This window comes from Gryllotalpicola sp. CP2-P1, assembly GCF_057512245.1.
The window spans coordinates 1-5,787 of sequence record NZ_JBLRDT010000158.1 but is presented as its reverse complement, the minus strand read 5'-3'; the positions used below and the strand labels follow the sequence as shown (position 1 = coordinate 5,787).

Genomic DNA, 5,787 nt, shown 5'->3' with positions numbered 1-5,787 from the left:
CGCGAAATCGAGCACCGATTCCACGTTGATGCGGCGCAGCAGCTGGGGCGACGTCGCTGCCCGCTCCGACGGCGAGGTTGACGGCCCGGGGTTCACGGCCCCAGAATACTCACGGCATTAGATTTAGACTGTAAATCTATTGCGTGGATCTTCTCGCGACGACGCGAGACCCCGAAGGAGACAACGACGTGCATCCCCCCACGCCCCGAAGCAGGCTGACCCGGCGAACGTTCCTCGCCGGCGTCGGCGCCGCGGGAACGACCCTCGCCCTCGCCGGTTGCGGCGCCGTCGGGCGCTCGGCCCGGCCGACGACGATCAGCTTCTATGTGTCGAAGCCCGAGGTGATCGGCTACTTCCAGAACCTCGCGAACCGCTACAACCGCAGCCAGTCGAAGGTGCGCGTGGTGCTCGACTCGACCTCGAACATGTCGGCGGACTTCGTGCGCAACCAGCCGCCGGACCTCGGCTGCTGGAACTACAACTTCTCGATGGTCGAGTTCGTCGAGCACGGCGCCCTGACCGACCTCAGCGACACCCCAGAGGCGAAGTCGATCAACCCGAAGCTGTGGACCCTGCTCGACCAGACCGCCAAGTACCCCGGCCGCGTGAGCGCCGTTCCGTACTCCGTCATGGCGGCATCCGTCATCTACAACAAGACGATCTTCGCCCAGCACGGCATCCAGGTGCCGACGACCTGGGCAGAGCTCACCGCCGCGTGCGAGAAGCTGCTGGCCGCGGGCGTCACGCCGTTCTACAACACCTATCGCGACACCTGGACCATCGCCCAGGGCATGTTCGACTACACGATCGGCGGCATGGTCGACGTGAAGTCGTTCTTCGCCGAGCTGAGCCGCGAAGGCACCCACGTGGGGAAGTCGTCGCGGGCCTCGTTCGAGAAGGACTTCGCGGCGCCGATGCGCCGCATGGCGCAGGTGGCGAAGTACTCGAACAAGGATGCCGCGAGCCGCGGCTACGGCGACGGGAACCTCGCCTTCGCCAAGGGCAAGGCCGCCATGTACCTGCAGGGCCCGTGGGCGCTCGGCGAGATCGCCAAGACGAACGCGCACCTCGACCTCGGCACCTTCCCGCTGCCCGTGACCGACGACCCGAACGACCTCAAGGTGCGCGTGAACGTCGACCTCGCGCTGTGGATTCCGGAGGCGTCAAAGAAGCAGGATGCCGCGCGGGACTTCATGTCCTGGCTCATGAAGCCGGCCGTCATCGACAGGTACAACGCCGACAACAACGGCTTCGGCGTGCGCGCCGATGCGCCGCCGATGAAGAACCCCGCTCTTGCCGGAATGCAGAAGTACTACGACGAGGGCGCCTTCTACCTCGGGGCATCCCAGCTCATCCCCGCCTCCATTCCCGTCGCCAACTACGCCCAGGCGATGGCGCTCGGGTCGAACCCGGCCACCCAGCTGCGCACGCTCGATGCGGATTGGGCGCGGCTGGCGCTGCGCTCCGCCTGACCCACACGTCGATTCGAAGAAGAAGGACGACACATGGCCATCACTTCCCTGCCCACGCCAGGCGGGTCGCGCTCATCGCATCGGCCCCGCGTCGAGCCGGTGTTCCACCTGTTCCTCTGGCCCACCGTGGCGCTGTTCACCCTCGCCATCACAGTGCCCGCCGTCATGGGCATCGTGCTGAGCTTCACGAACTCCGTCGGCTTCGGCGAGTTCCGCTTCACCGGGCTGACCAACTACATCGCCGTCTTCTCGGACCCGGCGATCTTGCACGCCTACGGCTTCACGCTCTGGTTCTCCCTCGTAACCGTCGTGCTGGTGAACCTCATCGCCTTCCTGCTGGCGATCGCGCTCACCGCGAAGATCCGCGCGCGGGTGTCGCTGCGCGCCGTCTTCGTGATCCCGATGGTGATCTCGGGCATCGTCATCGCCTACGTGTTCAGCTACCTGTTCGCGAACAGCCTGCCCGCCGCGGCGACGGCCCTGGGCTTCGCGCCGCTCGAGCAGAGCATCCTCGCGAACCCGAGCCTCGCCTGGGTCGCGGTCGTGATCGTCACCGCGTGGCAGGCGATCCCCTCGGCACTGCTCATCTACATCGCCGGCGTCCTGTCCATCCCGTCCGACGTGTACGAGGCCGCCGCGCTCGACGGCGCGAGCCCCTGGCGCCAGCTGCGGTCGATCACGGTGCCGCTGACCGCCGGCTACATCGTGATCAACGTGATCATCGGGTTCAAGAACTTCATGAACGCCTACGACATCATCCTGGGTCTCACGAACGGCGGCCCGGGCACCGCGACCACGAGCGTCGCGATGTCGATCTTCAGTGGGTTCACCAACGGCGACTACTCGTACCAGATGGCCAACGCCACCATCTTCTTCGTCATCGCGGTCGTGATCGCGCTGCTCCAGCTGCGCGCGACCCGAGGAAGGACCGCGTTCTGATGACCACCCAACTCACCGTCGGGCAGCCAGAGGCCGTGGCCTCTGTCGGGGAATCCCGCCACGCCACGCGCGTCGGCGCCGGCCGCTCGCGCACCAACTGGCCACTCACGATCGTCCTCGCCGTGTGCTCGCTCACCGTGCTGGTGCCGCTCTACGTGACCCTCAGCATGGCGTTCAAGACGACGTCGCAGTCCGTCGACGGTAACGCCTTCTCGCTGCCGTGGCCCGTCAGCGTCTCGGGCTTCGTGGAGGCGTGGCAGCTCACCGACTTCCCGCGCAGCTTCGCGATCTCGGTGTTCATCGCCGCGGTCGCCGTGGGCGGCACCATCCTGCTCAGCTCCTTCGCGGCATACGCGATCTCGCACAACTGGCAGCGCCGGGCGTTCCGGTGGGCGTTCTTCTATCTGCTGGCCGCCATGTTCCTGCCGTTCCCGGTGGTCGCGCTCTCGCAGGTGAAGCTCACCGGCATGGTGCACCTCGACAACCCGATCGGCGTCGCGATCCTGCACGTGATGTTCCAGCTCGCCTTCAGCGTGATGCTGTTCACGGCGTTCCTGCGCTCGATCCCGGCCGAGCTGGAGGAGAGCGCGCGGATCGACGGGGCGAGCACCGCCCAGGTCTTCTGGCGGCTGATCTTCCCGCTGCTCGCCCCGATGAGCGCCACGGTCGGCATCTTCGCGTTCCTCGCGTCATGGAACGACTACGTGATGCCGTCGCTCATCACCTCGAACCCGGCCCTGCAGACGCTGCCCGTGCTGCAGCAGATGTTCCAGACCCAGTTCAGCAACAACTACAACGTGTCCTTCGCCTCGTATCTGATGGCGATGGCCCCCTCGATCCTCGTCTACCTGTTCACGCAGCGATGGGTCATGTCGGGCCTCACTCAGGGCGCCATCAAGTAGACCGACCACACCTTCGACATCGACCACACCTTCGACAAGGAGAGTCACCCGCACATGACCGACGTCCTCGAGACTGCACAGACCGCACGCCCGGACAGCGCCGAGAGCTGGTGGCGCCAAGCCGCCGTCTACCAGATCTACCCCCGGTCGTTCGCCGACAGCAACGGCGACGGCATCGGCGATCTGCCCGGCATCACCTCGCGCGTGCCCTATCTGAAGCAGCTGGGGGTCGACGCCGTGTGGCTCAGCCCCTTCTATCCGTCCGAGCTCGCCGATGGCGGCTACGACGTGGCGGACTACCGCGACGTCGACCCGCGCCTCGGCACGCTCGAGGACTTCGACCGGATGTCTGAGGAGCTGCACCGCGCAGGCATCCGGCTCATCGTCGACATCGTCCCCAATCACACGTCCGATCGGCACGTGTGGTTCCAAGAGGCGCTCGCCTCGCCGAAGGGCTCGGCGGAGCGTGCCCGCTACATCTTCCGCGACGGGAAGGGCGAGAACGGCGAGCTGCCGCCCTCGGACTGGACCTCGGCCTTCGGCGGCCCGGCGTGGCACCCCGTCGGCGACGGCCAGTGGTACTTCCACTTCTTCGCCACCGAGCAGCCCGACCTCAACTGGGACAACCCCGAGGTGCGCGAGGACTTCCTCACGACCCTGCGGTTCTGGTCAGACCGTGGCGTCGACGGGTTCCGCATCGACGTCGCCCACGGCCTCGCCAAGAAGCTGCCGGACGAGCTTCCGAGCCAGGCCGAGCTCGACGCGCTGCCGAAGGACGGCGACCACCCGCTGTGGGACCGCGACGACGTGCACGACATCTATGCCGAGTGGCGCCGGGTGTTCAACGAGTACACCCCCGCCCGCACGGCGGTCGCCGAGGCGTGGGTGGCGGCCGACCGCCGGGCGCGGTACGCGAGCCCGGAGGGGCTCGGCCAGGCCTTCAACTTCGACCTGCTCGAGGCCGACTTCGACGCCGCGCAGTTCCGGAACATCATCGCGTTCAACCTCGAGCTGGCCCGCGAGTCGGGTTCGTCGACGACCTGGGTGCTCTCGAACCACGACGTCGTGCGGCACGCGACGCGCTACGGGCTGCCGCCGCGCGGCGACTCGACGGTGAAGCAGGGCGCCGCGTGGCTGCTCTCGGGCGGTGCAGAGCCCGAGGTCGACCGCGAGCTCGGCCTGCGCCGCGCCCGCGCGGCGACCCTGCTCGAGCTCGCCCTGCCGGGCTCCGCCTACCTCTATCAGGGCGAGGAGCTCGGCCTTCCCGAGGTCGCCGACATTCCCGCCGCCGATCGACAGGACCCCGCCTTCTTCCGCAACCCGGGTGTCGACATCGGGCGAGACGGATGCCGCGTGCCGCTGCCCTGGGCCGCGGGCGGCGCCTCGTTCGGCTTCGGCGCGGCCGGCGCGCACCTGCCGCAGCCGGCGTGGTTCGCCGACTACTCGGTCGAGGCAGAGGAGGCCGACGCGGATTCCACGCTGAATCTCTACCGACGCGCGCTCGAATTGCGCAGCGAACTCGAGACAGAGGAGAGGCTGGAGTGGATCGAGACCGGTCGGGGGGACGTGCTCGCGTTCCGCCGGCCGAACGGCTGGATCAGCATCACCAACTTCGGCAGCGCGGCCGTTGCGCTTCCGGAGGGCGAGGTGCTGCTGAGCAGCGGGGCGCTCGATGGCGAAGCACTGCCGCCGGCCGTGACGGCCTGGCTGCGCGCGTGACACGAGGAGAAGCTGTGAGCATCAAGATCATCCACGTCGGGCTCGGGGGCTGGGGCGGCAACTGGGCGGTCAACGCCATCCCCGCGGTCGCCGAGGTCGAGGTGGCGGCCGTCGCCGACCCCAACCCCGCGACCCTGAAGTCGGTGCGCACGAAGCTCGGCCTGCCCGAGGCGCAGGCGTTCCCGAGCCTGACCGCGGCGCTCGAGGCGGTCGACGCCGAAGCGGTCGTCATCACCGCGCCCGCCGTGACGCACGTGCCACTCGCGCTCGAGGCGCTCGAGGCGGGCAAGCACGTGCTCGTCGAGAAGCCGTTCGCGAACACGGCGGAAGAGGCGGCGACCGCGGCGCGCCGGGCCGAAGAGCTGGGGCTCGTGCTGCAGGTGAGCCAGAACTACCGCAACTACCCCGCGCCGCGGGCGGTGCAGCGGATGCTTCAGGAGAACGCGATCGGCGAGCTGGCCGCCATCAGCATCGACTTCCGGAAGTGGGACAACGACCTCGCCTTCGAGGAGCACCCGCACTACAGGTTCCCGCACCCGATGATCAACGACATGGCGATCCACCACTTCGATCTGCTGCGCAAGATCACGGGCGAGGAGGCCGTGCGGGTCTACACGAAGGTCAAGGACCCCTCCTACAGCAAGTACCTCGAAGAGGCATCCGCCGTCATCACGATCGAGCTCGCGAGCGGGCTCGTCGTCAGCTATCGCGGCAGCTGGGTGAGCCGTGGCGCGCCGACCGCGTGGGCGGGCGAC

Annotated in this window: 5 protein-coding genes; all 5 read left to right on the top strand. The window is 68.0% G+C overall.

What is annotated here, in order from left to right:
- Positions 1-188 precede the first annotated feature (188 nt).
- Positions 189-1,472: an ABC transporter substrate-binding protein gene (locus tag ACM2XV_RS11490; protein ID WP_487027017.1), complete on the top strand. Its 1,284-nt coding sequence runs from the start codon at positions 189-191 to the stop codon at positions 1,470-1,472.
- A 33-nt stretch (positions 1,473-1,505) separates the two neighbouring features.
- Positions 1,506-2,411 (top strand): carbohydrate ABC transporter permease, encoded by a 906-nt coding sequence (locus ACM2XV_RS11485; protein WP_344777144.1) that lies wholly within the window; start codon positions 1,506-1,508, stop codon positions 2,409-2,411.
- On the top strand, positions 2,411-3,313 hold the full coding sequence (locus tag ACM2XV_RS11480) for a carbohydrate ABC transporter permease (protein WP_487027016.1): 903 nt from the start codon (positions 2,411-2,413) through the stop codon (positions 3,311-3,313). The genes ACM2XV_RS11485 and ACM2XV_RS11480 overlap by 1 nt, the downstream gene beginning before the upstream one ends.
- 54 nt (positions 3,314-3,367) lie before the next feature.
- Positions 3,368-5,032, top strand: coding sequence for a glycoside hydrolase family 13 protein (locus tag ACM2XV_RS11475; RefSeq protein WP_487027015.1), 1,665 nt, complete (start codon positions 3,368-3,370; stop codon positions 5,030-5,032).
- A gap of 14 nt (positions 5,033-5,046) precedes the next feature.
- A partial coding sequence (locus tag ACM2XV_RS11470; protein WP_487027014.1) for a Gfo/Idh/MocA family protein occupies positions 5,047-5,787 on the top strand: 741 nt, incomplete at its 3' end.

Coding starts and splice junctions, on each gene's coding strand:
- ACM2XV_RS11485 (WP_344777144.1), top strand. CDS start 1,506: ATGGCCATCACTTCCCTGCCCACGCCAGGCGGGTCGCGCTCATCGCAT.
- ACM2XV_RS11475 (WP_487027015.1), top strand. CDS start 3,368: ATGACCGACGTCCTCGAGACTGCACAGACCGCACGCCCGGACAGCGCC.
- ACM2XV_RS11480 (WP_487027016.1), top strand. CDS start 2,411: ATGACCACCCAACTCACCGTCGGGCAGCCAGAGGCCGTGGCCTCTGTC.